Annotated in this window: 22 protein-coding genes; 10 read left to right on the forward strand and 12 right to left on the reverse strand. The window is 64.7% G+C overall.

Annotation, left to right across the window (positions count from 1 at the left end; translation table 11 throughout):
• Positions 1-36 precede the first annotated feature (36 nt).
• Positions 37-990 (reverse strand): TAXI family TRAP transporter solute-binding subunit, encoded by a 954-nt coding sequence (locus G7026_RS21630; protein WP_181073127.1) that lies wholly within the window; start codon positions 988-990, stop codon positions 37-39.
• Between the two features lie 462 nt (positions 991-1,452).
• On the opposite strand from G7026_RS21630, the gene G7026_RS21635 reads away from it, so the two are divergent.
• Genes G7026_RS21635 through G7026_RS21650 form a run of 4 tightly spaced genes read left to right on the forward strand, consistent with a single transcriptional unit; the run spans position 1,453 to position 5,260 of the window.
• Positions 1,453-2,391: an ABC transporter substrate-binding protein gene (locus G7026_RS21635; protein ID WP_181073128.1), complete on the forward strand. Its 939-nt coding sequence runs from the start codon at positions 1,453-1,455 to the stop codon at positions 2,389-2,391.
• A complete protein-coding gene (locus tag G7026_RS21640) occupies positions 2,388-3,389 on the forward strand; it encodes a FecCD family ABC transporter permease (protein ID WP_181073129.1) in 1,002 nt (333 codons plus the stop codon). The genes G7026_RS21635 and G7026_RS21640 overlap by 4 nt, the downstream gene beginning before the upstream one ends.
• Positions 3,390-3,392: 3 nt before the next feature.
• Positions 3,393-4,442, forward strand: a complete 1,050-nt coding sequence (locus tag G7026_RS21645; protein WP_181073130.1) for a FecCD family ABC transporter permease — start codon at positions 3,393-3,395, stop codon at positions 4,440-4,442.
• Positions 4,439-5,260, forward strand: a complete 822-nt coding sequence (locus G7026_RS21650; protein WP_181073131.1) for an ABC transporter ATP-binding protein — start codon at positions 4,439-4,441, stop codon at positions 5,258-5,260. The genes G7026_RS21645 and G7026_RS21650 overlap by 4 nt, the downstream gene beginning before the upstream one ends.
• Before the next feature lie 77 nt (positions 5,261-5,337).
• Here the strand turns inward: G7026_RS21650 and G7026_RS21655 are convergent, their stop codons facing one another.
• Together G7026_RS21655 and G7026_RS21660 are read right to left on the reverse strand one after the other, a co-directional pair.
• Positions 5,338-6,444: a catalase family protein gene (locus G7026_RS21655; RefSeq protein WP_181073132.1), complete on the reverse strand. Its 1,107-nt coding sequence runs from the start codon at positions 6,442-6,444 to the stop codon at positions 5,338-5,340.
• 199 nt (positions 6,445-6,643) lie between these two features.
• The gene (locus G7026_RS21660; RefSeq protein ID WP_181073133.1) at positions 6,644-7,627 is read right to left on the reverse strand and encodes an aldo/keto reductase; all 984 of its coding nucleotides are present in this window, start codon (positions 7,625-7,627) and stop codon (positions 6,644-6,646) included.
• 347 nt (positions 7,628-7,974) lie between these two features.
• On the opposite strand from G7026_RS21660, the gene G7026_RS21665 reads away from it, so the two are divergent.
• Both G7026_RS21665 and hemH read left to right on the forward strand, forming a co-directional pair.
• Positions 7,975-8,901 carry a ZIP family metal transporter gene (locus G7026_RS21665; RefSeq protein ID WP_181073134.1) on the forward strand — a complete coding sequence of 309 codons (927 nt, stop codon included), beginning with the start codon at positions 7,975-7,977 and terminating at the stop codon, positions 8,899-8,901.
• 342 nt (positions 8,902-9,243) lie between these two features.
• A complete protein-coding gene (gene hemH, locus G7026_RS21670) occupies positions 9,244-10,269 on the forward strand; it encodes a ferrochelatase (RefSeq protein ID WP_181073135.1) in 1,026 nt (341 codons plus the stop codon).
• A gap of 82 nt (positions 10,270-10,351) precedes the next feature.
• Here hemH and G7026_RS21675 read toward each other — a convergent pair whose 3' ends face one another.
• Together G7026_RS21675 and G7026_RS21680 are read right to left on the reverse strand one after the other, a co-directional pair.
• A complete protein-coding gene (locus G7026_RS21675) occupies positions 10,352-12,685 on the reverse strand; it encodes an FdhF/YdeP family oxidoreductase (RefSeq protein WP_181073136.1) in 2,334 nt (777 codons plus the stop codon).
• 146 nt (positions 12,686-12,831) lie between these two features.
• On the reverse strand, positions 12,832-13,728 hold the full coding sequence (locus tag G7026_RS21680) for a LysR family transcriptional regulator (RefSeq protein ID WP_181073148.1): 897 nt from the start codon (positions 13,726-13,728) through the stop codon (positions 12,832-12,834).
• 478 nt (positions 13,729-14,206) lie between these two features.
• Here G7026_RS21680 and G7026_RS21685 point away from each other — a divergent pair, with 478 nt between their 5' ends.
• Positions 14,207-15,736, forward strand: a complete 1,530-nt coding sequence (locus G7026_RS21685; protein WP_181073149.1) for a glucan biosynthesis protein G — start codon at positions 14,207-14,209, stop codon at positions 15,734-15,736.
• Entirely contained in the window at positions 15,729-18,332 is a 2,604-nt protein-coding gene (gene mdoH, locus G7026_RS21690) for a glucans biosynthesis glucosyltransferase MdoH (RefSeq protein WP_181073137.1), read from the forward strand. The genes G7026_RS21685 and mdoH overlap by 8 nt, the downstream gene beginning before the upstream one ends.
• Positions 18,333-18,479: 147 nt before the next feature.
• Here mdoH and G7026_RS21695 read toward each other — a convergent pair whose 3' ends face one another.
• Positions 18,480-19,052 carry an isochorismatase family cysteine hydrolase gene (locus G7026_RS21695; protein ID WP_181073138.1) on the reverse strand — a complete coding sequence of 191 codons (573 nt, stop codon included), beginning with the start codon at positions 19,050-19,052 and terminating at the stop codon, positions 18,480-18,482.
• A gap of 236 nt (positions 19,053-19,288) precedes the next feature.
• On the opposite strand from G7026_RS21695, the gene G7026_RS21700 reads away from it, so the two are divergent.
• A complete protein-coding gene (locus tag G7026_RS21700) occupies positions 19,289-19,750 on the forward strand; it encodes a tetratricopeptide repeat protein (RefSeq protein ID WP_181073139.1) in 462 nt (153 codons plus the stop codon).
• A gap of 1 nt (position 19,751) precedes the next feature.
• A complete protein-coding gene (locus G7026_RS21705) occupies positions 19,752-20,363 on the forward strand; it encodes a superoxide dismutase (RefSeq protein WP_181073140.1) in 612 nt (203 codons plus the stop codon).
• Positions 20,364-20,540: 177 nt separating this feature from the next.
• Here the strand turns inward: G7026_RS21705 and G7026_RS21710 are convergent, their stop codons facing one another.
• From G7026_RS21710 to G7026_RS22560, 6 genes are all read right to left on the reverse strand, one after another.
• Positions 20,541-21,404, reverse strand: coding sequence for an FHA domain-containing protein (locus G7026_RS21710; protein WP_181073141.1), 864 nt, complete (start codon positions 21,402-21,404; stop codon positions 20,541-20,543).
• 38 nt (positions 21,405-21,442) lie between these two features.
• Positions 21,443-22,981 carry a serine/threonine-protein kinase gene (locus tag G7026_RS21715; RefSeq protein WP_181073142.1) on the reverse strand — a complete coding sequence of 513 codons (1,539 nt, stop codon included), beginning with the start codon at positions 22,979-22,981 and terminating at the stop codon, positions 21,443-21,445.
• Between the two features lie 16 nt (positions 22,982-22,997).
• Positions 22,998-23,774 (reverse strand): PP2C family protein-serine/threonine phosphatase, encoded by a 777-nt coding sequence (locus G7026_RS21720; RefSeq protein WP_181073143.1) that lies wholly within the window; start codon positions 23,772-23,774, stop codon positions 22,998-23,000.
• Between the two features lie 171 nt (positions 23,775-23,945).
• Entirely contained in the window at positions 23,946-24,821 is an 876-nt protein-coding gene (locus G7026_RS21725; protein WP_181073144.1) for a PhzF family phenazine biosynthesis protein, read from the reverse strand.
• A 57-nt stretch (positions 24,822-24,878) separates the two neighbouring features.
• Positions 24,879-25,265 (reverse strand): SMU1112c/YaeR family gloxylase I-like metalloprotein, encoded by a 387-nt coding sequence (gene gloA2, locus G7026_RS21730; protein ID WP_181073145.1) that lies wholly within the window; start codon positions 25,263-25,265, stop codon positions 24,879-24,881.
• A gap of 79 nt (positions 25,266-25,344) precedes the next feature.
• Positions 25,345-25,651 (reverse strand): hypothetical protein (locus G7026_RS22560; RefSeq protein WP_219858547.1); only part of this gene is annotated, 307 nt, incomplete at its 5' end.

Consider the following 25,651-nt stretch of genomic DNA (forward strand, 5'->3'; position numbering starts at 1 on the left):
CCGAAGGAAAGGTGCCGGATGCCCGGCACCAGGTGTTCACTTGAGAACGCCAGCTTCCTTGTAGAACCGCTCAGCGCCCGGGTGCAGCGGGATCGGCAGGTTCTCGGCAGCTTTTTCAAGCTTGATGTCCTTGGCAGCGGAATGCGCCGTGCCCAGGCGTTCGAGGTTGTCGAACATCAGCTTGGTCATCTGGTAGGCGACTTCGTCGGACACGCCTTCGTGGGTCACCAGGATGTTGTTGATGGTCACGGTGGGCACGTCGGCGGACTGGCCGTCATAGGTGTCGGCCGGGATGGTGGCGGCCAGATACGCGGCGTTGTCGATCTTGGCGACCACATCCTGGGGAATCGAGACGAAGGTGATCGGCATGGTCGAGGCCAGATCGCGAATCGCCGCCATGCCCAGGCCGGAGGACTGCAACGTGGCGTCGAGCTGACGGTTCTTGATCAGTTCGACCGACTCGGCGTACGGCAGGAACTCGACCGCGCCCATGTCCTTGTAGGTCAGGCCGGCGGCTTTGAAGATCGCACGGGCATTGAGCTCGGTACCGGACTTGGGTGCGCCGACGGAGATGCGCTTGCCCTTGAGGTCTTCCAGGGTCTTGATGCCGGACTCTTGGCTGGCGACGATCTGGATGTAGTTCGGGTAGGTCCCGGCGATGGCGCGCAGCTTCTTCAGCGGCACCTTGAAGCCGGCGTCTTCTACGCCGTTCCAGGCATCGGCGACCGAATCACCCAGTGCGAAAGCCAGCTCCCCACGTCCGGCTTGCAGCAGCGTCAGGTTTTCCACCGAGGCCTTGGTGGCCTGGACCGAAGTCTTGGCACCATCGATCTTGTTGTACTGCTGCGACAGGGCGACGCCGATCGGGTAGTACACACCGCTGGTGCCGCCGGTGAGGATGTTGATGAAGGTCGGTGCGGCGACTGCCGCAGTGCTGGCGCTGAAGGCCGCGGCGGCGGCGAGCAGGGTAAAGCGCTTGCTCAGTTTCATGGAAGATCTCCGTTTCATTGTTATTAGTAACGCTGATTTCACGATAGACGATGCGGACTCGCCCCCTAGGAGGAGCGAATGAGCAAGAACACGTGGACGTTATCGAAGAGCGCTTCACAGGGAAGGCTGGGGCGATGGCGGCATGCATTCTTGTCATTGGTCGTCGCATCGAACACGAAACAGATAGCATGCGCCGTGCCAGTCCCGCAATGAGCGGGCAATACGGGCTGAAAACGCCTTCAGCCTGATGGTAAGAGGCGTTATTCCGCTCATTCACGAGCTTTATAGGCGGAAATCCGCCCAATCATTGGCGTTCTGGTGGGCTCAACAGCTTCTGTTACGTATTCCGAACCGCCAATAGATAGCGACCTATGCCTGACTGGCACTGATTTGGTAGAGTTTCCCGTTGATGAGAATCATTCCAATGGCGAGGGTGCCATTGTCCCCACGACGAGGATCGGTATGTTCATTACCTCTACCAAACAGCGCTTTGGCCTGCTGCGGACTTTTTCAATCGCCGCTGCACTTCTTGCCAGCCTGTGCGCAGGCCTTGCCAGCGCGCAAACGCGGACGCTGGAAACAGCCAAAGGCCCTGTGAAGATCGATTCGACGCCCCAGCGGGTCGTGACCCTGGACGAAGGCGCTCTCGATCTGGTCCTGGCGCTCGGCGTCCAGCCGGTCGGAACCGTAGCCACACGAGGCGCGGAGGGCGTGAGCGAGTACCTCAAGGACAAGGCGGGGTCCGTCACCATCGTCGGTTCGACCCGGGAGCCGAACCTCGAAGCCATTCTCCGAACGAAGCCGGATCTGATCCTCGCTTCGGAATTCGTCAGCGATCAGACTTATGCATTGCTCAGCCGCGTCGCACCGACGGTCATCCCCAGCACCAGCTCGATGAGCGACTGGCGTGAGCGTGCGCGCGAATATGCCAGGGCGTTGGACAAGTCGGACCAGGCCGAACAGCTGATCGCCCAGTTCGATGAGCGCGCCGCTTCGCTCGAGCAGCGACTGCCCGAGGCACTGACTGTCTCCCTGCTGCGCTGGAACCCCCAGGGGCCGATTCTGATGTCGGACAAGGTGTTTGCCGGGCAGATTCTGCGTCAGCTCGGCCTGGAAACCCCCGAGCTGGCGGGCCAATTGGGCAAAAAGCCCCACAGCGATACGCTGAGTCTGGAAAATCTCAGCCGCGCTGACGCTGACTGGCTGCTGGTCGCGACCCTCAACCCGCAAGGGGAGGAAACCCTGCAACAGGCTTCCAAGCAGCCGGCATTCAGCCGCCTCGAAGCCGTGAAGAATGGACACATGGCAACCGTGGACGGCCAGCTCTGGACCAGCGGCTCGGGCCTGCTCGCCGCACAGCGGCTGCTCGACGACGTGGAGCGGATTCTGTTGGCCCAATGAGTCCTACGCACCGGTCGCTCGGCAGGATGCTTCTGCTGGCCGTTGCGGCGTTACTGCTCCTGAGTCTGGCGAGCCTGCTGTTTGGTGCCGGGCAGGTCAGCCCCTGGCGCAGCCTGATGACGCTGGGGGGCGTTGCGGACCCCGATGCCCGTTTCGTGATCAGCGAACTGCGCCTGCCGCGTACGCTGCTGGGAATACTGGTGGGCGTTGCCCTGGGTGCGGCCGGCACCGTGCTGCAGTCCGCCACCCGCAATCCTTTGGCCGAGCCCGGGCTGCTCGGGGTCAGCGCCGGCGCCTCGTTCGCGGTGGTGCTGGCCGTCAGCCTGGGCACCAGCTCCAGCAGCGCCAACCTCGCGGTAGCCATCAGCGGCGCGCTGATCGGTTGCGCGCTGGTGTTGCTGGTCACTCGTGTCCGGGGCCTCGGAGACGACCCGGTCCGGCTGGTCCTGGCCGGTGCCGCCTTCAGCAGCATTCTCTTCGCCGCCAGCACCCTGATCATGCTGCACGACCAGCGCACCGCCGACGACATTCGCTTCTGGATCATCGGGGCGCTGGCGGGGCGTTCCAACGATGTCCTGATCTGGACGCTGCCAGGGCTGCTGCTGGGTTTGCTGGTGCTGTTGCCGATCATCCGTCCGCTGGCCGCCCTGGCGCTGGGCGAGACGATGGCCAGCGGCCTGGGCCATCACCCGCGGGTGACCCGTATCGTGGCCCTGTTCAGCGTGGCGATACTCGTCGGTACCGCGGTGTCGGCCGCAGGCCCGATCAGTTTCGTTGGCCTTGTCGTGCCGTTCATCGCGCGGCGTCTGGCCGGGCCCGACGTGCGTCGTGCGCTGCTGCTGGCACTGCTCATCGGCCCGTCGATCATGCTCATGGCTGATATTTTTTCCCGTCTGCTGGTCAAGCCGTACGAGCTTCCGATCGGCGTGGTAACGGCTTTCATCGGTGCGCCGGTGTTGATCGCCGTGGTGCGCAGCCACCGAATCCCGAGGCTTTGAAAGATGAGTGCTTCGCATGTGCCGCCAGGCTACTGGTTGATCGAGGCAGGGCCGGTGGCGCTTCTGGTGCACCGACGGGGGTTGATGGCCGCAATGTCGACCAGCGTGGCGCTGCTGATCGCCAGCGCGTTGTTTCTGGCCTCCGGAAGCGCCGATCTCGCCCCGGCCGATGCCCTTGCCGCGGCGTTCGGCCTTGGCGATCCCATGGACGTGTTCCTTGTGCGCGAGCTGCGCTTGCAGCGGCTTGTGGCAGCCGTGTCCACGGGGGCAGCGCTCGGCGTCGGCGGCTGCCTGTTGCAGACACTGGCGCGCAATCGACTCGCGACGCCCGGCATCATCGGCATCGACAACGGCGCGACTGCATTCGCCGTGGCCTCCATCGTCGCCGTCTCGACGACCCTCGCGCCCTCGGCGCTGGCGCTGGTGGGTGCGAGCACCTCCGCTGCCCTGGCCTTCGGCCTGAGTGCCGGGGCCGGTGCCCGGGGCTACCGATTCATCGTGATCGGCATCGCCGTGGGTGCGCTGTTCGGCGCGCTGACCAACCTGATGCTAGCCCGCGCCGACATGGACAGCGCCAACCTGGCGTTCGCCTGGACGGTGGGCAGCCTGTCTGCGCGTCCGGCACAGAGCGTCTGGCTGTTGGTGGGTGGGTTGCTGCTTTGCTTGCCGCTCGCCAAGTACTTGGGCGGTCAGCTCAGCTTGATGCGCTTCGCCGATGCGGTCGCGCTGGGCCTGGGCGTTCGTCTGCAGCGGATGCGGGTCTTCACCCTGGCCATCACCGTGGTGCTTACGGCCCTGGCGGTTGCGGTCGTCGGGCCGGTCGGCCTGGTAGCGCTGGCGGCACCGGAGATGGCACGGTACCTGGCCGGTCACCAGGGCGTGCCGGTTTGGGGAACCGCGCTGGCCGGCGCGCTGATGATGGTGCTGGCCGATCTGGTCGGACGCACCGTGCTGTCTCCGATAGAAGTGCCGGTAGGGGTGGTGACGGCGATCATCGGCGGCCCTTACCTGTTGTGGATTTTGCTGCGCCAGTCGCGCGGGAGAGGACTATGAGTCGTTCAGCTTCACCTCTGCTCACGGCGGCGAGCACAGGAGCCACTCTGGAAGCCCAGGGGTTGGGACTCGCTTATGGCGACCGGCAGATCGTCAGGGATCTCTCGCTGCGCATCCCCGAAGGGCAGGTGACGGCCATCGTCGGCCCCAACGGTTGCGGCAAGTCGACCCTGCTGGCCGGCTTGTCGCGCCTGCACGCGCCGACCGAGGGCGCGGTGCTGCTCAACGGCCAGCCGATCGACACGCAGCGCTCCCGGGACGTTGCCCGCCAACTCGCCCTGCTGCCGCAGCAGGCGACCGCGCCCGAAGGTCTCACCGTCTACGAGCTGATCCAGTTCGGCCGCCAGCCGCACCAGGGGCTGCTGCGCCAGTGGTCGGCGCAGGATCATGCCATCGTCGAGGCGGCGATGGCGGCGGCCGACCTCACCGAATTGGCCCACCGGCCGCTGGAATCGATGTCCGGTGGCCAACGCCAGCGGGCCTGGATAGCCATGGCGATCGCCCAGGCGACGCCGCTGCTGCTGCTCGACGAGCCCACCTCGGCGCTCGACCTGGGCCACCAGATCGAGGTCTTCGAGCTGATTCGCGAACTCTCGGCGGCCGGCAAGACGGTGGTGATGGTGGTCCATGACCTGTCCAGCGCCTGCCGTTATGCCGACTACCTGGTGGCGATGAACGAGGGGCGCATCATCGCCGAAGGTCCGCCGCGGGAAATCGTCACGCCCGCACTGGTGGAACAGCTGTACGGCGTGCGTTGCGTGCTGCTCGAGGATCCGCTCACTGGGACCCCGCTGATTGCGGGCGTCAGCAAGTGTTGAATTCGATTCCGCCCCGGCGCGCCTGATCGCTGCTTTGGCGGATCTGCGCGGCGGGGCATCAGGCGGTTCCAAAGGCTTCAACCTGGTAGCGGATCGAGGCGGTCGGGCTCATGGATAGGGCAGCCGTTGTGGCTGGCGCGAAAACCCGCCGACATCTCGTAGGCTGGCTTGCGGCAGCGCATGATTCCCCCCAGAGGCTGGTGCGCGGCTAGGCCATGCCAGGGACTGAAGGCCATCGCGTCATCGATCCGTAAGGAACGAGCGTCGCTCCAGGCTGACTGCGGTGCTACTTCAAGGCGTGCCACCGTTACGTACGGACTTTCGTCCTCAGGCCAGACGACAGTGGCGTCCTCGATGGGCATCTTGTCCAGATCGGTCGCCAGCTGCACTCGCAGCTCCCAGGCACCGCCATTTTGAGCGAAGAACGAGACGATCGCTTCGCGTAGTGCATCTGTCGAGCTGTCCAGATCGATCGACTGATCGTTCAGGCCCCGGAGCTCCGGTGTGACCGGTGCCACGCTGAGCTTGCCGTAATAGGGGCCATGGCGCAGGGGCACCACCGTGTAATAGGTCTCGCCAAGCGGGTGCGTTGGCGGATGGCCACCCATGCTTTTGAGCGTGGCGCTTTCTCGCCCAACTTTTTCCAGCAGCGATTCGGCGCTGCGAAGTACAGCAGAAAGCGCCTGCTTGGCTGCGGGTGCGCGGTCCGTGGTTTTGGCCAATAGCTTGAGCGATTTGAGAAAAGCCTTCGGAGTGGGCGCGACAAAGACCGGTGCGTTGACCATCACGAAATCCTGGGTCGTCTGGCCTTCGCTGCCGGGCAGTCGATCCCCCTCGAGGCCAATGATCTTGATGGCCAGTCCACGGGGAGTCGACACCTTGTCGCTGAGGATATCGCCGGGATTGGTGGAAAAGCGCATCACCAGCGGATGCCGCCCCGGTGTGGCAAATACACCTTGGGCCAGCGCTGGCGGCAATCCCTCGGGTACCACCAGTTCGCCCTCGAGCAGGCCGTGACTCTTAGCATGGACGCTGCGGATAGCGTGGCCACCATCGGCATAGGTCTTTTCGATGATCGAGCGCATCGTTTCCACCAGTTCGCGCGTCGTCTCGTCTTCATCCTTCGGGATCTGTTCGAAAGAGGGGTCGAAGGGAAGCGGCGTGGTACTCAGGCGCTCTGTCATGGAAGCTCTCCATCTGCAGTCGTCGATGAAGAGTCGACTGGTATTGCACGGCGACGTTCAGAGAACCGGCTGACCGGTTGGTCTAACGATGACGCGGTGGGAAGAGCTTTTCCAGATTCCTGGTGGTACCGCCATCGGAGTTGCCGGGCCCGATACCCGGGCGAGCGCCCGCTGCTGATCAGCAGGCGCGGGTGCGCTGTTACGCTGGGCGGCCCTCCGGTACGGGCACGTCGACAGGCAACAGGTTCTCTTCCTTCAGCGATTGCCAGAACTCGGCCGCAATTGCTGCCTCGAACTGCTGCACATACTGCGCCGGACGCTTCGGATTGCTGGTGCCGGGAATCGCGGCCAGAACCGCCGGATGCGCCAGGCAGAACTGCAACGCCGCCGCGCGCATGTCGACGCCAAAGCGCTGGCAGACGGCTTCGATCTCGGCCGTCTTGCGGCGGATCTCCTCCGGCGCCTCGGCATAGTCGTAGTTCTGCCCGCCAGCCAACACGCCGGAGTTGAACGGCCCGCCGACGACAATGCCGACGCCGCGCTCGACGCACTGTGGAAACAGGGTGTCCAGGGCCTCGCGGTGATCCAGTAGCGAGTAGCGGCCGGCCAGCAGGAAGACGTCCGGATCCGATTGCTCCAGGGCCATGCGGCAGGGCTCGACCAGATTCACGCCCAGGCCCCAGCCGCGGATCGTGCCTTCCTCGCGCATCTGGATCAGTGCCTTGGCCGCACCCTTCATGGCCTGCTCGAAGTATTCGGTCCATTGCGGGCCATGCTGGTCTTCGGATACGTCATGGATGTAGACCACGTCGATGCGATCGACGCCGAGCCGCTCCAGGCTCGCTTCGATGGAGCGGCGCGCGCCGTCGGCGGAGTAATCGAGGATGCGGTGATTGGGCAGCTCGTCGACGAACGGTGGTGCGTTGTCGGGCTTGTCGGCGGGCTGCAGCAGACGGCCAACCTTGGTGCTGAGCACGTAGTCGTCGCGGCGCTTGTCGGCCAGCAGTCGGCCGAAGCGTTGTTCGGACAGGCCCGCGCCATAGTGCGGCGAAGTGTCGTAGTAGCGGATGCCGGCCTCCCAGGCGGCCGCCAGCGTGGCGTCCGCGGTGGGCTCGTCGAGGGGTTTGAACATGTTGCCCAGCGGCGCACCGCCGAAACCGAGGCGTGGAAGCGTGATACGCATAGATCCTCCTGATTCGTATGAATGGTTCGCCGCATAGCCGGCGTTCTTCATCCGAACAGGCCCGATGGACGATCGTTCCGGGCAGTGGTCGAGACGTTGGCAGGTATGACGGCGCGGCATCGGAGGGCTTTGCGTTGACGCTAGGCGATCGTCAATCGAGGCGATTGATAGCGAGAGCGTGTTTTTTGCGCATTTTCATGGTGCCATCCGTCGACACGGATGCTGGACCTCGGCTGCTTGGCAGGCGCTTCTGCAAAGCAGAATCGGCTCTGCAAAGGTCTCATGGCTGTGAGATCGGCGGCCCTCGGACTTGCATCTTTCATTTCGCCGACTGCGCTAGGACTACCATGGCAAACCTTTCGGACTACACCACCTTCCGCGCCGCCTGGCTGGCGCAAGCCCAAGCTCGCCCGCGACTCGCGCTGGGCTTCGGCGGCGTCGGGCTGATCGTCCTCGGCCTGCTCATGGCGAGCCTCTACAACGCCTTTCAGGGCGACAACCAGTCGAACGTGGGTTACGCCCTGCTAGGTGGCAGTGCGGGTTTTGCCGCGACGACGCTCGGCGCGTTGCTGGCGGTGGGCTTTCGAGACATATCCGGCCGTACCCAGGACAGCATGCTCGGCTTCGCTGCCGGCATGATGCTCGCCGCCAGCTCGTTTTCGCTGATTCTGCCGGGCATGGAGGCCGCCGAAGCGATCTTCGGCAACGGCCCGGCGGCGGCACTGACCGTGGCCGTGGGGCTCGGGCTGGGTGCCTTGCTGATGCTCGGCCTCGATTACTTCACCCCGCACGAACACGAGAGCGTCGGCCGCTGTGGCCCGAATGCCGCCCGGATCAACCGGGTCTGGCTGTTCGTCCTGGCGATCACGCTGCACAACCTGCCCGAGGGCATGGCCATCGGCGTCAGCTTTGCCAGCGGTGATCTGAAGGTCGGCCTGCCGCTGACGACGGCGATTTCCATCCAGGATATTCCCGAGGGGCTGGCGGTGGCTCTGGCGTTGCGCACGACCGGGCTGTCGGCCTGGAAGTCCGCGTTGGTTGCCATGGCTTCGGGTCTGATGGAGCCGCTCGGGGCATTGGTCGGGCTGGGCATTTCGAGCGGGTTCGCCGTGGCCTACCCGATGAGCATGGGTCTGGCAGCCGGGGCGATGATCTTCGTGGTATCCCATGAGGTGATTCCGGAAACCCACCGCAACGGCCACCAGACACCGGCCACCATCGGCCTGATGGTGGGCTTCGGCGTCATGATGTTCCTCGACATGGCCCTCGGCTGAGTGCCGAGCTGGCGCTTCAGCCGAGCGCGAAGCGTCCGGGTATCTGGCCCAGCCGAATGGCCAGTGGGCTGGGCGGCCGGCTGGGTAACGGGCGACAATGGGCCTGGCATTCGCGTGTGAGTGACCAGGTGCACCGAGTGGCGTCCTGATGCACGCCCCGCAGGCCCAGGACCGTTCAACCTGCGCGGTGCCGCTGCGGCGTAACGCCGTCTTTCGCGGTTCCGGCCTTGGCCCCTCAAGCTGGGCCTGGGGCGTCCGGATTGCCGCTCGACCGGGTCCTGGCCGATCTGCTGTGGTGACGCAACCGGCGCCTGGCGCTTTTTTCGACGACAAGGATCATTCATGGCAACGCAGGCGTTATTGCTGGTCAACCTCGGGTCTCCGGCATCCACCGAAGTGGCCGATGTGCGGCGCTACCTCAACCAGTTCCTGATGGACCCCTACGTGGTCGACCTGCCCTGGCCGCTGCGCCGGTTGCTGGTTTCGCTGATCCTGGTCAAGCGGCCGGCCCAGTCTGCCCATGCCTATGCCTCGATCTGGTGGCCTGAGGGCTCGCCGCTGGTCGTGCTGAGCCGTCAGCTCCAGGAAGCTGTAGCGCCTCACTGGACCCAGGGTCCGGTGGAATTGGCGATGCGCTATGGCGAGCCGTCGATCGAGCAGGCCCTGCTGCGCCTGGCCGGGCAGGGGACCACCCAGGTGACCTTCGCACCGCTGTATCCGCAGTTCGCCGACAGCACCACCACCACGGCGATCGAGGAGGCTCGGCGGGTCATCGCCGCGCATCGGTTGAATTTGCAGATGTCGGTGCTGCAGCCGTTCTACGACCAGCCCGAGTACCTCGATGCCCTGGTCGCAAGCGCCAGGCCCTATCTGGATGACGGCTTCGATCATTTGCTGCTGAGCTTCCATGGCTTGCCCGAGCGCCATCTGCACAAGCGCGATCCGAGCGGCAATCACTGCCTCAAGGAGGCCGACTGCTGCCAGCGCGCCGAGGGCGACGTGCTCGCAACCTGCTACCGCGCCCAGTGCTTCAAGGCCGCTGAGGGGTTCGCCGAGCGGGCGGGGCTGCAGCCGCAGCAGTGGTCGTTGGCGTTTCAGTCACGTCTGGGCCGTGCCAAATGGATCGAGCCCTACACCGAGGCGCGGCTGGACGCGCTGGCGCAGCAGGGGGTTCGCAAGTTGCTGGTGATGTGCCCGGCCTTCGTTGCCGATTGCATCGAGACGCTGGAAGAAATCGGCGATCGCGGCCGCGAACAGTTCATCGCCGCGGGCGGCGAAGACCTGCAGCTGGTGCCCTGCCTGAACGCCCATCCGGACTGGGTTCAGGCGCTGGTGACGCTGTGCCGCCGCGCACCGCTGCAGCTGTGAGCCTCACTGACTGGGTCTGCGAAAAGGTACGGTCAGTCGTTCGAGAAGCGGGGAATGTGTAGATCCGGCAGCTACGCCGCTCTCAGGCGGCGGGCTGCGGTTGCAAGCGGATCTGCGTTGGCTGCCGGGTCGGTTCCAGGACGATGGCGATGGCTTTGGAGGTCGGCGTATGGCTGCCTTCGCCGACGCTTTGCAGCGGCACCAGCGGGTTGGTTTCCGGGTAATACGCGGCGGCCTGGCCGGGCGGCGTGTCATAGGCCAGCACGGTAAACCCTTCCACGCGGCGCTCGAGGCCGTCGTCCCACAGCGAGACCAAATCGACCTGTTGGCCCGCCGCCAGACCCAGTCGCGCGATGTCCTGCGGATTGACGAATACCACTTCGCGCATGCCGCGCACGCCACGGTAGCGGTCGTCGAGCCCATAAAGCGTGGTGTTGTATTGATCGTGTGAGCGCAACGTCTGCAGCGTGAGGTCCGGCGTCCGACCGCTGCGGCGAACCTGCTGCGGCAGCAAATCCTGTGGCAGCGCACAGGCCGAGAAGCATGCGCGGCCGCTCGGTGTGGCCCAGTGGCGCTCCGCGGCACTGTTGCCCAGGTAGAAGCCGCCGGGGTGGCGCAGGCGCTCATTGAAGTCGGCGAACCCGGGGATGGTCGCCGCGATCAGGCTGCGGATACGCGAATAGTCCTCTACCAGGTGCAGCCAGTCGACCGGTTGCGCCCCGAGCGTTGCCGCGGCGATGCCGGCGATGATGGCCGGCTCCGAACGCATCTGCGGCGACAGCGGTTCGAGCTGGCCGAAGGAGGCATGCACCATGCTGAACGAATCCTCGACCGTGACCGCCTGCGGGCCGCAGGCCTGGCGGTCGATGTCGGTGCGTCCCAGGCACGGCAGGATCAGCGCTTCCCGACCGCAGAGCAGGTGGCTGCGGTTGAGCTTGGTGCTGATCTGCACCGTGAGTTCGCAGCGCGTCAGGGCTTGGTGGGTCAGCTGCGAATCCGGCGTCGCCTGGGCGAAGTTGCCGCCCAGGCCGATGAACACGCGGCCATCGCCCCTGTGCATGGCGGCGATGGCCTCGACGGTGTTGTGACCCTGCCTGCGCGGCACGGCGAAGCCGAACTGGCGCTCAAGGGCGTCGAGCAGCGCTGCCGGTGGGCGTTCGTTGATACCCATGGTGCGGTCACCCTGCACGTTGCTATGGCCCCGCACCGGGCAGGCGCCGGCACCGGGTTTGCCGATGTTGCCGCGCAACAGCAGTAGGTTGGCGATTTCGCGGATGGTCGCCACCGAGTGGCGGTGCTGGGTGATGCCCATCGCCCAGCAGACGATGCTGCGCTCGGCGCGGCGGTAATGCAGCGCTGCCTGCTCAATTTCAGCCAGCGCGAGCCCCGACTGCGCCTCGATCTGCCCCCAGGGCGTGGCGTCCACTTCGGCGAGATAGGCCTGCAGCCCTTCGGTGTGTCCGGCGATGAAGGCCTGGTCGAACACCGTTCCGGGCGCCTCGCGCTCCCATTGCAGGAGAAACTTGGCCATCCCGCGCAGGGCCGCCATGTCGCCGCCCAGGCGCGGCCGAAAATAAGCGCTGGTGACCGGTGCGTCCCGGTTGCCGAGCATCTCCAGCGGCTTCTGCGGATGCTGGAAGCGCTCCAGGCCGCGTTCGCGCAGGGGATTGAAGCAGATGACCTGGGCGCCGCGGGCCACCGCCTCGCGCAACGGCTCGAGCATCCGCGGGTGGTTGGTGCCAGGGTTCTGCCCGAGCACGAAGATCGCATCGGCGTGCTCGAAATCCCCGAAGGTCACCGTGCCCTTGCCGACACCGATGCTCTGGCCGAGCGCGACGCCGCTGGCTTCGTGGCACATGTTCGAGCAGTCGGGAAAGTTGTTGGTGCCAAAGGTGCGACCGAACAGCTGATAGAGGAAGGCCGCCTCGTTGCTGGCGCGGCCGGAGGTATAGAACTCGGCCTGATCCGGGCTCTCGAGGGTCTGGAGATGGCGTGCGATCAGGGCGAAGGCGTCGTCCCAACCGATTGGCACGTAATGGTCGCTGGCACGGTCGTAGCGCATCGGTTCGGTGAGGCGGCCCTGGTATTCGAGCCAATAGTCACTCTGCGCGGCGAGCTGGCTGACGCTGTAGCGCGCAAAGAAGGCGGCATCGACTCGGCGCCGCGTGGCTTCCCAGTTCACTGCCTTGGCGCCGTTCTCGCAGAACTTCACCACATGCCCTTCGGGCGACTCGCCCCAGGCGCAGCCCGGGCAGTCGAAGCCGCCGTTCTGGTTGGTCTTGAGCAGGGTGCGGATGTTCTTCAGCGCGTTGTCGCTACCGAGCCAGGCGCGGGTGACGCTGCGCAAGGCGCCCCAGCCGCCGGCGGCGCCGGGGTAAGGACGGTAGCGAGCTTCTGATTGGGGAGGGAGGGACATGATGACGACCTCGGCTGCACGCAGGGCGGGTCACGCTGGCGTTGAGGCGACCTCGATGCCATCAGCCTAGGGCGCCGTTCCGGCGTGCGTCCAATCGCCAGTACCGATGCGCTGATCGATGCGGTCGATCATCGGCCGACGTTTGATCAGCCTGGGGCCTGCGCCTGTAACAGCACGCCGGCCTCGGCGAAGCAGGCTTCGGCCAGCGCCGAACGGGGCGCCGCACGACGCAGGATCAGCCCCAGTGGCGCCAGCGTGCGGGCCTCGGCGATGGGTGTCAGGGTCAGGTGTTCGGCCAGGGCGTCGAGGCCGCTGTCGAGCGGCATGATCGAACAGCACAGTCCGAGGCTGACCGCCTGCAGAAGATGATGCACCGCATCGGTCTGCACGCGTGGCTGCAGCACCAGCCCGCGGCTGCGTAGCGCATGGTCGATCGATTGGCGAAAGTGCATGCCACCGGTCAACAGGCCGAGCGGCAGGCTGGCGACCTGCTCCCAGGCCAGTGATTCGTCGGTAAAGGTGAAATGGCGAAGGTCGTGGAGCAATCCCATGCGCGTATGTCCCAGCGGCAGCGCACTGAAATGCTCCGGATCGAGGCGGTCGAGGTAGGAAAGCCCGAGATCCAGCGCGTTGCGCGCCAGGCGTTCGAGGATTTCTTCGCTGCTCAGCGCCACCAGCTGGAAGCGCAGCTCCGGATGCGCCTCGGCGAACTGCTGCACCAGGCGCAGCGGATCGCAGCCGGCGAGCGGCACCACACCCAGGCGCAAGGTGCCCACCAGCTGCCCGCGACAGGCCGCCGCTTCGGCGAGCAGCCCCTCTTGCGCAGCGAGCAGCGTGCGGGCCCAGGCCAGGATGCGCTCGCCCTCGGCGGTGAACCCCTCGAAACGTTGTCCGCGCCGCACCAGCTGCAGGCCCAGTTCCTCTTCCAGGCTGCGCAGCCGCATCGACAGGGTCGGTTGGGTGACATGGCAGCGCTGGGCCGCCTCGCGGAAATGACCGGTTTCGTCGAGAGCGATGAGGAACCGCAGTTGCTTGATGTCCATCGATGCGCTGGCTGCTGTTGTGTCGGTCACCCAGCCTACTGCGAATGGCCGTGACGCGCCTGTGCAGAGGTGCTGCAATCAACGCCGGCAGCTTGTCAGAAGGCCTGCCGAGTGCCGGTTTGCCGGCGTGTAGAAGGCCTAGTTAGTAACGCCTGGAGCCTTGTCGGAGCAGGCACCGAACTTATGGCAAAAAATTTTATCGAACGGGGGGCTACCCCCGCTGTCAGCGGTCATCCGACTGGATAAGATACGCCCCGCTGACTAAGGACCAGGCCGGTTTCAAGACCCGCTACTCGGTCGATCCGCTGGATGCAATGAGCCCGGCGGCAACAAGAACAAATCGTTTTCTTCGTATCGATGCTGTCTGGCCAACCTGGCTTCATTCCGGGGTCCGGTCGAGCGACGAATTCCTGTGCGAACTAAGGGGCAAGATGTGTTAGTGAAAAGGTTGTCGATGTCAGCAAAACCGCGCAACAGGATGGCCGTCTGGCTGCTGTCCTGCCTGTTGACCAGCGTGGCGACCAGCGCCTGGGCGTTCAGCCTGGATGACGTTGAGGTCAAGGCGAAGGAACTGGCCGGTCGCCCCTACGTGGCGCCGCAAAGCAATCTGCCCGCCGTGTTCCGCGAAATGAAATTTGCCGATTATCAGCAGATCCGCTTCCGCACCGAGAAAGGCCGCTGGGCCGACGAGAAAACCCCTTTTCAGCTGTTCTTCTATCACCAGGGCATGCATTTCGACGTGCCGGTGAAGATCCACGAGATCACCGCCACGGGCGTCGACGAGATCGATTACTCACCGGATTACTTCGACTTCGGCAACCTGCAGCTCGATCCCGTTTCGCTCGAACACCTGGGTTTTGCAGGTTTCAAGGTCATGTACCCGCTCAACGCCGCCGACAAGCGCGACGACGAGCTGATGACCTTGCTGGGCGCGAGCTACTTCCGTGTGATTGGCAAGGGACAGATCTATGGCTTGTCGGCGCGTGGTCTTGCGATCGACACCGCCTTGCCGTCGGGTGAGGAATTTCCCCGTTTCAGTGAGTTCTGGATCGAGCATCCGGCGCCAGATCGCCGCAACCTGGTGATCTATGCGCTGCTCGACTCGCCCCGCGCCACTGGTGCCTATCGCATGGTCGTCACGCCCGGCAAGGACAGCACGCTCGACGTCGAGGCCAAGGTCTTCCTGCGCGAGAACGTCGCCAAGCTGGGTATCGCCCCGCTGACCAGCATGTACCTGTTCGGCCCGAACCAGCCGAGCAACCAGCCGAACTTCCGCCCGGCGATCCACGATTCCAACGGCCTGGCCATTCACGCCGGCAACGATGAACGCATCTGGCGTCCGCTGAACAACCCCAGGCGCCTGGCGGTAAGCACCTTCGCGGTCGAGAACCCGCGAGGATTCGGCCTGATGCAGCGCGGCCACGACTTCAGCCAGTACGAAGACCTCGACGACCGCTACGACCTGCGCCCGAGCGGCTGGGTGGAAACCCGCGGCGACTGGGGCAAGGGCAAGGTCGAGCTGGTGGAGATCCCGACGCCGGACGAGACCAACGACAATATCGTTGCCTTCTGGACGCCCGATGAGCTGCCCGCACAGGGCCAGCCGCTGGAGCTGGCCTATCGGCTGCACTTCACCATGGACGAGCCGGCGCTGCACGACCCGCAGCTCGCCTGGGTCAAGCAGACTCGCCTGTCGATCGGCGACGTCAAGCAGCCGAACCTGATCCGCCAGCCCGACGGCAGCACGGCCTACATCGTCGATTTCGAAGGCCCCGTGCTGGCGAACCTGCCTGCCGATACGCCGGTAACCGCGCAAGTCAGCGTCAATGCCAACGGCGAACTGGTGGAAAACAATGTCCGCTACAACCCGGTGACCGAGGGTTGGCGCCTGACCGTGCGGTTGAAGATCAAGGATCCCGCGCAGCCGGTCGAACTCCGCGCCGCGCTGATGCAGGAAGACAAGCCGCTCTCGGAAACCTGGAGCTACCAGATACCCGTCCATGACTAGTTCAATCGAACCGGATAATGCGCGCCTCTACCTCGCCCAGGTCGCGTTGAACGACGACCAGCGCCAAGCGCTGGCCAGCCGGGTTGCCGCCGAGGGCGGCGACCTGCAGGCGCTGCACCGTGCCCTGGCTGGCGCCGAGACGCATCCCGGCGAGGCTGCTGAGGACGCCGTACTGGGCTCGACAGTGGCGCGTCTACAGGACGACTGGGGCGACGCCCTGGACCAGGGGCAGCTGCTCATGACTGACCACCAGGGGCGCGTCTTCATCAAGAGCACGCCCCCCATCGTGCGCTCGCCGATGGTGCCCGATCCTTGGCAGACCAACCCACTGGTACGCGGTTGGCGCAAGCTGTTCGGTCACAAGCGTCCCGAGGAAATACCTGCAGGCGAAGCCGACGCGAAAGCGCATTGGCGTACCGTCGCGGCGTACCGGCGTTTCGTCCTGGTGGCGCTGATGCTCATCCAGACTGGCGTGGCGACCTGGTACATGAAGGCGGTGCTGCCCTACCAGGGCTGGGCGCTGATGGACCTGAACCTGGATGAGATTCGCCAGCAGGGGGCCCTGACGACCGTCATGCAAGTGCTGCCTTATGCGGTGCAGACCAGCATTCTGCTGCTGTTCGCTCTGTTGTTCTGCTGGGTGTCGGTCGGCTTCTGGACCGCGTTGATGGGTTTTCTTCAACTGTTGCGCGGGCGTGATCGCTACAGCATCTCGGCCAATACCGTCGGCGACGAGCCCATCGATCCGCAGGCGCGCACCGCGTTGGTGATGCCCATCGCCAACGAAGACGTGGCCCGGGTGTTCGCCGGCCTGCGTGCCACCTACGAGTCGCTGGCGGCCACCGGCCAGCTCGAGCATTTCGACGTGTTCGTGCTCAGCGACAGCAACGATCCGGACAAGTGCGTCGCCGAGCAGAAGGCCTGGCTGGACCTGTGTCGCGAGGTGAATGGGTTCGGGCACATCTTCTATCGGCGCCGCCGCCGCCGGGTCAAGCGCAAGAGCGGCAACATCGACGACTTCTGCCGCCGCTGGGGCGCCGAGTACCGCTATATGGTCGTGCTCGACGCCGACAGCGTGATGAGCGGCGAATGCCTGACCCGTTTGGTCCAGCTGATGGAAGCCAACCCGAACGCCGGGATCATCCAGACCGCGCCGAAGGCCTCGGGCATGGACACGCTCTATGCGCGCATGCAGCAGTTCGCGACGCGCGTCTACGGTCCGCTGTTCACTGCAGGCCTGCATTACTGGCAACTCGGCGAATCCCATTACTGGGGCCACAACGCGATCATCCGGGTCAAACCCTTCATCGAGCACTGCGCCCTGGCGCCGTTGCCCGGCAAGGGCTCGTTCGCCGGTGCGATCCTCTCCCACGACTTCGTCGAGGCCGCGCTGATGCGCCGTGCCGGCTGGGGCGTGTGGATCGCCTACGACCTGCCGGGCAGCTACGAGGAACTGCCGCCGAACCTGCTCGATGAGCTCAAGCGCGATCGCCGCTGGTGCCACGGCAACCTGATGAACTTCCGCCTGTTCCTGGTCAAGGGCATGCATCCGGTGCACCGCGCGGTGTTTCTCACCGGCGTGATGTCCTACCTGTCGGCGCCGCTGTGGTTTCTCTTCCTGATCCTTTCCACCGCGCTGCTGGCGATCCACACGCTGATGGAGCCGCAGTACTTCTTCCAGCCAGGGCAGCTGTTCCCGGTGTGGCCGCGCTGGAATCCGCAACAGGCCATCGCGCTGTTCTCCACCACCCTGACCCTGCTGTTCCTGCCCAAGCTGCTCAGCGTGGTGCTGATCTGGGCCAAGGGTGCACGAGAATATGGTGGTGGTATCCGCCTGCTGCTGTCGATGCTGCTCGAAACCCTGTTCTCGGTTCTGCTTGCGCCGGTGCGGATGCTCTTCCACACGGTGTTCGTCACCGCCGCGTTCCTGGGTTGGTCGGTGCAGTGGAATTCGCCCAAGCGCGACGACGATGCAACGCCCTGGAGCGAGGCGCTGGCCCGTCACGGCTGGCAGATGCTGCTCGGTGTGGTCTGGACGGCTGGCGTCGCCTGGCTCGATCCGCTGTTCCTTTGGTGGCTGGCGCCGATCGTAGTGTCGCTGATGCTCTCGGCGCCGGTGTCGGTGTTCTCCAGCCGCACCCGTCCAGGGCTCTCCAGCCGGCGCGCCAAGCTGTTCCTGATCCCGGAGGAATACGCACCGCCACGCGAACTCGAGGCTACCGATCGTTACCTGCAGCTGAACAACCGCAACGCGCTGAGCCATGGCTTCCTGCGCGCGGTGGTCGAGCCACGGATCAACGCCCTGGCCAGCGCGATGGCCCGTGGTCGACATGGCAAGTCGGTGCCAGCGGCAGAAGCGTTGCGGGCGAAGCGCCTGGCCAAGGTGCTGGCGACCGGACCGAACGGTACCGATGAGGCGCGCTGGAAGCTGCTCGACGATCCCCAGGGCCTGGCGCGTCTGCATTATCTGGTCTGGAGCGACGAAGCTCATCGGGCCTGGCGCGAAGCTTATCTCGCCTTGGCCCGGATACCGAGGCCGGATACCGAAGGTCAGCTCGGCGCAATGCCGCTAGGCCTGGCCAACCCGCCGGGTTGATCCGCATCGAGCGCGGCCGAAGCTCCGGGGGAGCAGGCCGCGCGGTGATGCATTCGGCGCCGCGAGCGGCGCTCCGACAGCTTCGCGGTCTTGACGATCCCTTGGCAGCACAAAAGGATGTGCATGCCTATGCGGACCGAACGCTGGTCACAGCGCTTCGAGCTCTTCGAGTGTCACCACCCTGGCCACGGTGTCGAGCAGACGTATCGAGTCTCGATGATCGGCCTCGCTGGCAGCCGCGCAGGCTTCCTCGAGAATCAGGACTTCGTAGTCGCGATCATGGGCATCACGGGCCGCGCTCTGGATCGCCATCGCCGTGCTGACGCCGGCCAGCACCACCCGCTCGACCCGCCGCGCGCGTAATGCCGGCTCCAGCCCCGTGCCGTAGAAGGCGTTGACCCTTGGCTTGACGATCACCATGTCGGCCAGTTCCGCATCGAGTTCGGGGTGGAACGCCATGCCGGCGCTGCCGGCCTCGAGCAATCCCGCCTCGCGCGCCTTGCCGAAAAGGCGGGAATGGGCTGGGTGGTTGGGATAACCCTGTTCGAAGCCGACCTTCACCAGCACTGAAAGCCAGCCTTTGTTTCGTGCGATTGTCAGGGCCCGGTTGGCCTTTTCGATGACGCTCCGCTCGCGCACCTGGTCGGCGGCCGCTGCCATTTTGCCGTCCGGGTGAGTGATCTCGACGATGTAATCCAGGCCGATGAATGCCGTGTTCATAGGTTCTCCTGCAACAGGGGCGCCGCGTAAGGCGGCGCCTGTTCAGCATTGGATGCTACGGACGTCGATGATTCCGTGCAGCGGCACGACAGCTCGTCGGGCAGGGACGGCAGCGCTTGTATTTGCTGATCATGAGTTTAATAATCAATCGCATTAGCGCGGACCTATCTATAGACGCGGACTCGCGTAGCTAACGCATTCATCCACTGGCGCGCCATGCGCCCAGGAGATTGATCATGCAGCACTGGAAACGCACCATCGAGCTGGCCAACCGTTATTTCGCCCAAGGCGACTATGTCGACGCCCGCGAGCATTACCTGCAGGCACTGGCCCTCGCTCAAGTGCTGTTCGACCGCTGGCCTGATCCGGACGAGGCGGTGGCCGCCTATGTGATCTCCCATCACAACCTTGCCGACGTCCACCTGCGTTTGAATCAACCTGAAGAAAGCGCCGAATACCTCTGCGCCATCCATGAGCGGCTGCTCGAGAGCCTTGTCGACGAGCGCCTGTCACCGGCGTTGCGTCAGGCGGTGCTGCGCCATAGCGGGCACAGCTATCGAGAGCTGCTGGGTTTCATCGCACGCCACGGTCATTACCCACGGACCCTACGTCTGCTCAAGGGCAGTCGCCACCCACTGGCGCAGCTGTTGCAGCGCCAGGTGTTGATGCAGAACGGTCCCTTTCACGGAGTCCACTGACATGCCCCACACCTTGCCCGCTTTGCCCTACGCCTACGATGCGCTGGAGCCGCACATCGACGCGCAGACCATGGAGATCCACCACACCAAGCACCACCAGACCTATATCAACAACCTCAACGCGGCGCTGGAGGGCAGCGAGTGGGCCGAAGTGCCCATCGAGCAGTTGCTGACGATGCTCGATCAGCTGCCCGAATCGTTGCATCCGGCGGTGATCAACCAGGGCGGCGGCCATGCCAATCATTCGCTATTCTGGACCGTCATGGCAGTCAATCCGCCCGCTGTGCCCGAGGCCGAGCTGGCCGAGGCGATCGATCGACAGCTCGGCGGTTTCGAGGCGTTCAAGGAAGCCTTCACCAAGGCGGCGGTGTCCCGTTTCGGCAGCGGCTGGGCATGGCTGAGTGTGACGCCGGAAAAGACCCTGGTGGTGGAAAGCACCGGCAACCAGGACAGCCCGCTGATGCATGGCAATACCCCGATCCTCGGTCTGGATGTCTGGGAGCATGCCTACTACCTGCGCTATCAGAACCGGCGTCCGGAATACATCGGCGCCTTCTACAAGGTGATCAATTGGCCCGAGGTGCAACGCCGCTATCAGGCTGCGATGGCCTGAATGGCGCAGGCGGTTCCATCCTGCCACGGATAGGCGCCGAGCAGCCGGACGACGGCCGACGCGTTCGGCTGCGCCCGGCAAAGGCCTTTCGTTATGCGCTAGGCGTGCTGCTGACGCTTGGCGGCGGCGTTCTGCTGATCGTCGAAATCATCGACTGGTTGGGGCGCTAGGCCTCCTTTACAACAGTTGCGGCAGCACCAGCGCTACGGCTACCAGCACCACGGCGCCTGCCAGCACCATGGGCCAGCGCCGGCTGACCGCGCGAGCCGCCACGGTGGGCTCGACGTCTCTCTGTGTGGTCCCCTGGGCGGCGGCACGTAGCGGATTGGGCGTATGGGCGCGTGGCGGTGCCTTCGGTTTCTCAGGCTTCTCCAGCTTGGGCAGGTCGACCGCCTGCATGAATACCGTCGCGTCTTCATCGATCGCCTGCGGCAGCTGCACCTTCGGGCCGATCACCAGCAGGATGACCGAGCCGAGCTGAATCTGGTCGCCCGGTTGCAGCACTGTAGTGGTCACCTTCTGCTGGTTGACCAGTACGCCATTGGCCGATGCCAGATCCTTGACCTCCAGCACGTCGCCCTTGAGGTAGAACTCGGCGTGGCGCCGCGACAGCTCCGGGTCGGTGAAGCAGAGCTCGCACTTTACCGAGCGGCCAAAGGTCATCGAGCCGATCACATGGTACTTGTGCCCCTGATTCTCGCCCTGGATCACCTGCAGCAGCCAGCGCGGTGTCGGGCCGGTCTTCGAGGCGGCCTTGGCTGGGTCGATGAAGTCCAGCGCCACGCCGCCCAGGCGCACGCGGTCACCGGAGCGGATCTGGAAGCGAGCACCGATCTTCTCGTCGTTGACATAGGTGCCGCTCTGCGAACCGACGTCGGTGAGGTAATAGAAGCCGTGGTCCTGGCGTATTTCGGCGTGGAACGGGCTGACCTCAGGGGCGTCGATCACCAGGTCGTTGCGGCTGTCCTGGCCGATGGTGAAGCGCTCGTCGGCGAGCCAGACGGGGCCCTGACGGTTGTCCACGAAATGAATCTTGAGCATGACTGACGTCTACCTCGGCGGTATCGCTGCAAAAAGGTTCAGTTGAAAAGGTTGTTCCACAGGCGCTTCACCGGATTCGGTGCGGGCTCGGTGGGGCGGGTCGCCGCGCGTGGCGCATTCGGTCTGGCGGAGGCGGTGCGCGGTGCAGCGGCTGGCCCGCGGGTCTCGGCGATGCGCTGCAGATGGCTGTCTCGCAAGGCCAGCAGGCGTGCGTCGTCCGGTGAGGTTTCCAGGCCCTGCTGAATATATTCATGGGCCAGCGAGTACTCGCGCCGTGCATAGGCGCTCTCGGTCAGGCCGATGTAGCGCTGCACCACCTCGGCCAGCCCGGCTAGCGCGGTGGGGTTGTCCGGCGACCAGCCCAGCACCTTGCGGTAGTAATAGACGGCGCTGTCCTCCTCGGGCAGCAGCAGGCGCTCCTCGGACAGGCGCTGGGCAGCCAAAGCCAGGTCCTGCTCGATTCGCGCCTCGAGCACCCGGGCCAGCCCCTGCTGCGCCTGTGCATTGTCCGCGTCGAGCAACAGCGCTTGGCGGAAATAATGGTCGGCGTTGTCCAGCGGTGGGGACAGCAGACGGCTTTCGGCCAGTCTGGCCTCGCCGTGGTCGAGCAGCACGGCGATGCGTGTGTGCTTGTGCCATTGGTAGCCGCCGAGCCCTGCGAAGGTCGCGAGCACCAGGGCGAGCGTGACGGCGAGCAGTCGTCGAGCCTTGGAACGCTGCGCTGGCGGCCTTGGGGCGACCTTCACGGCAGGTGCGATGCGGGTTAGATCCTGGTCCAGCTCGCTCAGCGCTTCGATCGCGATCAGCAGCTCGCGGCAATCGGCGAAGCGCGCCTGCGGCTCCTTGGCCAGCATGCGCTGCAACAGCGGCTGCAGGCTAGCGAGCGAGGAGGGCAGTGCCGGGGCCGGCATCTGCACATGGTTGAGTACGGTCTGGGTGTAGCTGTTGCCGCGGTAGGGATTGTTGCCGGTGAGCATCTCCAGCAGGATCACCCCGAGGCTGTAGATGTCGCTGCGGGCGTCGAGCGGCTCGCAGCGGGCCTGCTCCGGGCTGCTGTAGGCAGGACTGCCGACGGCGATGCCGTACTGGGTCAGCTCGTTGTCCAGCTCCAGCGCCTTGGCCACTCCGAAATCGGTGATCACCACGCTGCCGTCTTCGCGAAAGAGGATATTGGCCGGCTTGATGTCACGGTGCACCAGGCCCTTTTCGTGCACGACCGCAAGGCCCGCAGCCACCTGCCGAACGATCTCGAGGGCCTGTTGCGGCGCGAAGACTTCGCCCTTGTGTCGAGCGAGGTCACCGCCAGCGACATATTCCATCGCCAGGTAATGACGACCATCGGCGAGTTGGCCGATGTCGTGGATGGTGATGATCGCCGGGTGCCGCAGCGAGGCGACGATATGTCCTTCGCGAATGAAGCGCTGGGCGAACGCCTCGTCCTGCGCATCGAGCAGCACCTTGACCGCGACTTCGCGGTGCAGCGAAAGCTGGGTGGCGAGGTAGACCTCGGCCATCCCGCCCTTGCCGAGCCTGCCGTGTACGCGGTAGCCGGTGATTTCTAGCATCCGTTCGGTCATGACTGAGCTCGGTCCGTTACTGCTTGAGGGGTTTGAGCAGCTTGTCGAGCAGACGCCTGGGACGGGACTCGCTCGGCGGCGGTGGCATGGCGAGTCCCAGCACGATGCAGGAGATATTGTCCCGCCCGCCGGCTTCGTTGGCCCTGTGCACCAGTTGCACGACCATGTCCTCCAGGCTGACGGCGGTGACGCATTGTTCATGGATCTGCGCATCGGTGAGCTCTCCGCTCAGCCCGTCGCTGCACAGCAACAGCACTTCGTCCGGTTGCAGCGTGCCACTGGCTTCGCCAACCTCCAGCGACTCCTCACGTCCCAGGCACTGGAAAATGACATTGCGCCGGGGATGATTGCGGGCGGCGTCGGCGTCGAGCTGCCCCGCATCGATCATCGCCTGCACCCAGCTGTGATCATGGCTGAGCGCTTCGATGGCATTTGCGCTGACCCGGTAGGCGCGGCTATCGCCGACCCAGGCGATCCGGTACAGGGCACCGTCAAACTGTGCCGCCACCAGGGTGGTGCCCATGCCTTCGCCATCCGCGGCCTGCAGAATGGCCTGGTTGGCCGTGTGGATCGCATCCCCGAGCTCTTCCCCCTGTGCCACTTCTTCCTGCAACTTCTGGAGCGCCAGGGCGCTGGCGACCTCCCCGCGCTGGTGACCGCCCATGCCATCTGCGATCGCCCACAACCCCAGTGCCGGGCAATCGAGCATGGCGTCTTCGTTGTGGTCCCGGACTCGACCGGGCGAGCTGAGCGCTGCGCAATCGAGCATCGTATGAGCAGGGGTACGGAGCATGCGGGTCAGTTCCTTCTTCTAGCGCCGTCCGTCGGCATGCCGGCGAAATGCCAATGATGCGGGGGGTTGGTGATCCTGTCATCGCCAAGCGCCAGTTGAGGCTGCGAACTGTTAACTCGTCGAGCCCTTTGATCCTCCTGTTGCGTTATCGCAGGCCGGAGGGCGTGGATGTCACGCCATGAGCGTACCGTCGACCAGCGTCAGGCTGTGGCCACCGACCCAGGGGGTCTGACCAAGATAACGCACGGACACCTGGCCGTTGCGCTTGAGTGCAGTGCCCTGGCGCACGCGGTAACCCTCTTGGGTACCCGGGTCAGGAAAACCCTGGCTTTGCAGAACCCGGGCGAGACAGGCATTGGCACTTCCGGTGACCGGGTCCTCGGACAGCATGCCCTGCTCGGCCAGCAACGCCCGCAATTCATAGGTGCTCGGCTCACCTTCAGCGCTTGGCCCGTAGAGTGCAACGCCGGAGATCTGGCAGCGCTCGTTCAGCGCGGTCATTCGGGTGGGGTCGGGCGTCACAGCCAGACAGGCGCCGGCCGAGTCGATTCGCACCACCAGCCAGCGGATGCCCATGTCCACCACCACGGCGGGGAGCCGGGTGCTTAGCTGGTCCGTGCCAAGGGCAACGGTGAGTTCGCTGCGAATGGATTCGTCGAGCGGGAGCAGCGCCGCCTGAGGTGCGGCAAAGGACAACGAGCTGTCGGGCAGTTTCGCCACGTTGACCAGGCCGACGCCACACTCTTGCACAAACTGGCCCGCGGTCCTGGGCAGCACGCCCGCCTCCAGCAGGGCATGGCAGGTACCGAGCGTAGGGTGGCCCGCGAAGGGAAACTCGGTTTCCGGGGAGAAGATGCGCACCCGGTAATCGGCCTGCGGATCGGTAGGAGGCAGAACAAAGGTGGTTTCTGCCAAGTTCGTCCAGCGGGCGATGGCCTGCATCTGTTCACTGTCGAGTCCCTCCGCATCGAGCACGACGGCCAGGGGGTTGCCTAGGTAGGGTTGGCGGGTGAACACATCGACCTGTTTGAAGCGACGTTTTTGCATTGGCTATCTCTCCTGCGGGTGTGGTCGTCAGCGAGGCTTTGATTGGAGCACGACTCCTCAGCTTTCGTAGAGCTCCAGCGGCAGGCCATCCGGATCTGCGAAAAAGGTGAAGCGTCGCCCGGTGAGTGGGTCGAGGCGTATTGCTTCGGTTTCTACCCCGCAGGCATTCAATAGCGCGAGGGTCGCGTCCAGGTCATCCACGGCAAAGGCCAAGTGCCGCAGCCCCTGAGCCTCCGGTCGTGAGGGCCGCGGTGGCGCGTCGGGAAAGCTGAACAGCTCGAGCTGGGCGTCGCCCACCTTCAAGTCCAGTTTCCAGGAGTCGCGCTCGGCGCGGTAGGTCTCGGCGATAACTTCCAGTCCCAGCAGCTGGGTATAGAAGTGCTTGGATCGTGGGTAGTCGGAACAGATCAACGCCACGTGATGGAGAGCTTTCAGGTAGGGCATGGTTCGTCTGGTTGGTCCTTCGATAGGGGCTCGGATCGTGGTTGGGCGGTCCGAGGCGTCTGTAGGCGCGGGGCCTTGGCTACTTCCTATAGTAGAAGAACAGAAGGCCGCAGCCGGTACTGGCGCCAGCCAGGTAGGCATCAGCGAAACTGCATGCGTCTTTTTTCCAAAAGGGCGTTGACACCATTTCTGGAGCCTGTATTATTCGCCTCCTCGCTGCAGCAGCCACCGGCTCGCTAAAGCGATAAGCTGTTGAAATGAAAAGAGATTTTCGAAAAACAGCTTGACAGTAAGAAAGGCTGCTGTAGAATGCGCGGCCTCGGTTGAGACGAAAGACTTGATCGAAACGCTCTTTAACAACTGAATCAAGCAATTCGTGTGGGTGC

This window comes from Stutzerimonas azotifigens, from assembly GCF_013522725.1.
Classification (GTDB): domain Bacteria; phylum Pseudomonadota; class Gammaproteobacteria; order Pseudomonadales; family Pseudomonadaceae; genus Stutzerimonas; species Stutzerimonas azotifigens_A.

Coding starts and splice junctions, on each gene's coding strand:
- G7026_RS21635 (WP_181073128.1), top strand. CDS start 1,453: ATGTTCATTACCTCTACCAAACAGCGCTTTGGCCTGCTGCGGACTTTT.
- G7026_RS21725 (WP_181073144.1), bottom strand. CDS start 24,821: ATGCAAAAACGTCGCTTCAAACAGGTCGATGTGTTCACCCGCCAACCC.
- G7026_RS21630 (WP_181073127.1), bottom strand. CDS start 990: ATGAAACTGAGCAAGCGCTTTACCCTGCTCGCCGCCGCCGCGGCCTTC.
- G7026_RS21645 (WP_181073130.1), top strand. CDS start 3,393: ATGAGTGCTTCGCATGTGCCGCCAGGCTACTGGTTGATCGAGGCAGGG.
- G7026_RS21660 (WP_181073133.1), bottom strand. CDS start 7,627: ATGCGTATCACGCTTCCACGCCTCGGTTTCGGCGGTGCGCCGCTGGGC.
- G7026_RS21675 (WP_181073136.1), bottom strand. CDS start 12,685: ATGTCCCTCCCTCCCCAATCAGAAGCTCGCTACCGTCCTTACCCCGGC.
- G7026_RS21710 (WP_181073141.1), bottom strand. CDS start 21,404: ATGCTCAAGATTCATTTCGTGGACAACCGTCAGGGCCCCGTCTGGCTC.
- G7026_RS21720 (WP_181073143.1), bottom strand. CDS start 23,774: ATGCTCCGTACCCCTGCTCATACGATGCTCGATTGCGCAGCGCTCAGC.
- G7026_RS21640 (WP_181073129.1), top strand. CDS start 2,388: ATGAGTCCTACGCACCGGTCGCTCGGCAGGATGCTTCTGCTGGCCGTT.
- G7026_RS21705 (WP_181073140.1), top strand. CDS start 19,752: ATGCCCCACACCTTGCCCGCTTTGCCCTACGCCTACGATGCGCTGGAG.
- hemH (WP_181073135.1), top strand. CDS start 9,244: ATGGCAACGCAGGCGTTATTGCTGGTCAACCTCGGGTCTCCGGCATCC.
- G7026_RS21655 (WP_181073132.1), bottom strand. CDS start 6,444: ATGACAGAGCGCCTGAGTACCACGCCGCTTCCCTTCGACCCCTCTTTC.
- G7026_RS21695 (WP_181073138.1), bottom strand. CDS start 19,052: ATGAACACGGCATTCATCGGCCTGGATTACATCGTCGAGATCACTCAC.
- G7026_RS21680 (WP_181073148.1), bottom strand. CDS start 13,728: ATGGACATCAAGCAACTGCGGTTCCTCATCGCTCTCGACGAAACCGGT.
- mdoH (WP_181073137.1), top strand. CDS start 15,729: ATGACTAGTTCAATCGAACCGGATAATGCGCGCCTCTACCTCGCCCAG.
- gloA2 (WP_181073145.1), bottom strand. CDS start 25,265: ATGCCCTACCTGAAAGCTCTCCATCACGTGGCGTTGATCTGTTCCGAC.
- G7026_RS21685 (WP_181073149.1), top strand. CDS start 14,207: ATGGCCGTCTGGCTGCTGTCCTGCCTGTTGACCAGCGTGGCGACCAGC.
- G7026_RS21700 (WP_181073139.1), top strand. CDS start 19,289: ATGCAGCACTGGAAACGCACCATCGAGCTGGCCAACCGTTATTTCGCC.
- G7026_RS21650 (WP_181073131.1), top strand. CDS start 4,439: ATGAGTCGTTCAGCTTCACCTCTGCTCACGGCGGCGAGCACAGGAGCC.
- G7026_RS21715 (WP_181073142.1), bottom strand. CDS start 22,981: ATGACCGAACGGATGCTAGAAATCACCGGCTACCGCGTACACGGCAGG.
- G7026_RS21665 (WP_181073134.1), top strand. CDS start 7,975: ATGGCAAACCTTTCGGACTACACCACCTTCCGCGCCGCCTGGCTGGCG.